The following is a 1,751-nucleotide window of genomic DNA, read 5'->3' as shown; positions in this document are numbered from 1 at the left end:
CCTGGCCCAAGCGTAGCAAGACAAACACCTGCCTTTCCCGTTAATCGACCGTACACATCTGCCATAAAAGCCGCCCCTTGCTCATGCCTGACCGTCACGAACTCGATCTGCTCCGAGGCGGCCAACGAATGGACGAGATCGATATTCTCTTCCCCCGGGATGCCGAAAATATACCGGACTCCCTCATTCTCCAGGCATTTGACCATCAAGTCCGTAGCTTTCATTGTGCCCTCCTTCGTTTCGCTGCGCGTTTAGCTTACCGCCCGTATGTATGGTCCCAATGGAAGCTCACAAATTTTTCCTCCATCATATCCATCAACGCGAACTTGACCCCTTCCCGGCCTGTTCCGCTATCCTTGATCCCGCCATATGGCATGTGGTCGAGGCGATATGTCGGGATGTCATTGATCAGCACGCCGCCTGTTTCGATATGGTTGACACAATAAAACGCGTGATTGATATCCGGCGTGTAAACCCCTGCGTTCAACCCGTAGCGGGAGTCATTCACCCAGCCTACCGCTTCTTCGATCTGATCGAATGGGCGGACGCTGACGATCGGACCGAACACTTCTTCCTGAATGAGCTTGGCTTGATGGGGAACATCGGTCAGGATAGCAGGCGTCATGACTTGCCCGTCCACCGTACCGCCATACACCACCTTCGCACCTGCCTGCACCCCTTCCGCGATCCATGATGAGAGCCGTTCGAGCGAATCTTTGGTGATCACAGCCGTAATGTCCGTCTTCTCGTCATAAGGGGAACCGATGACAAGCTGTTTCGTCCGTTCCACCAATTGATCCAAAAACGTTTGATACAGCGAACGATGCACATAAATCCGCTGGATGGAAATGCACACCTGTCCGTTGTACGAGAACGATCCTTCCACCACCCGGCCGATGATAGAGCCCACATCCACACCCTCATCGATGATCAGCGCCGAATTGGAGCCAAGCTCCAGTGTCACTTTGCGGAATTCAGCCAGCTTGCGGATTTCCTTGCCGACCCGCGGGCTTCCCGTAAAGGTAATATTTTTGACATGAGGATGCGTGTTGAGCACAGGTCCAAGGTCGGGGCCGAAGCCTGTGACAACGTTGAGGACGCCATCCGGCAACCCTGCTTCTTGGAAAAGCTCGGCGAGAAAGAGCGAGCTGAGCGGCGTTTTCTCCGCTGGCTTTAAGATGATCGCATTGCCCGCTGCGATGGCCGGGCCCACCTTGTGCGCGACCAGATTGAACGGAAAGTTGAACGGCGTGATGGCCGACACCACGCCCATCGGTACTCTCATCGTGAAACCGATGCGATCCTCCCCGCCGATCGCCGCATCCATCGGAATCCGTTCGCCATAAATGCGTTTAGCTTCCTCCGCCGCGAATTGATACGTTTGGATCGTGCGGACGAGCTCCGTACGCGCTGCCTTGATCGGCTTCGCTGCCTCGGTGGCGATGATCTGAGCCGCTTCTTCCTTTTTCGCCTCCAAAAGCTGAACCGCTTTCATGAGGATCCCTGCCCGCTGATGCGCCGGCATCCACCGGAATTGCTGAAAAGCTTCGTGTGCCACTTCAATCGCACGCTTCGCTTCCGCCTCCGTCGCTTGTGCAATTTCGGCGATCACCTCTCCGGTTTGCGGCGCGTGCAGCGGCTCATACCGCGTGCCTTCCTCCCATTTTCCATTGATCCACAGACCCCATTTTTTCATCGAACCGTCTCTCCTTTGCTAGCGGAAAACCGCAGAGCGGACGCTAGTTTTCGTA

General features: G+C 55.5%; 2 protein-coding genes. Both read right to left on the bottom strand.

Annotated features, from left to right (window positions below; translation table 11 throughout):
* Nucleotides 1-224 (bottom strand): thiamine pyrophosphate-binding protein (locus tag EDM56_RS30890; RefSeq protein WP_246009600.1); only part of this gene is annotated, 224 nt, incomplete at its 3' end.
* Between the two features lie 32 nt (nt 225-256).
* Entirely contained in the window at nt 257-1,696 is a 1,440-nt protein-coding gene (locus EDM56_RS30885) for an aldehyde dehydrogenase family protein (protein WP_122921745.1), read from the bottom strand.
* Nucleotides 1,697-1,751 lie beyond the last annotated feature (55 nt).

It is taken from the genome of Brevibacillus fluminis (assembly GCF_003710825.1).
In the GTDB taxonomy this organism is placed as follows: domain Bacteria; phylum Bacillota; class Bacilli; order Brevibacillales; family Brevibacillaceae; genus Brevibacillus_D; species Brevibacillus_D fluminis.
This window is presented reverse-complemented; position numbering and strand designations above follow the sequence as displayed.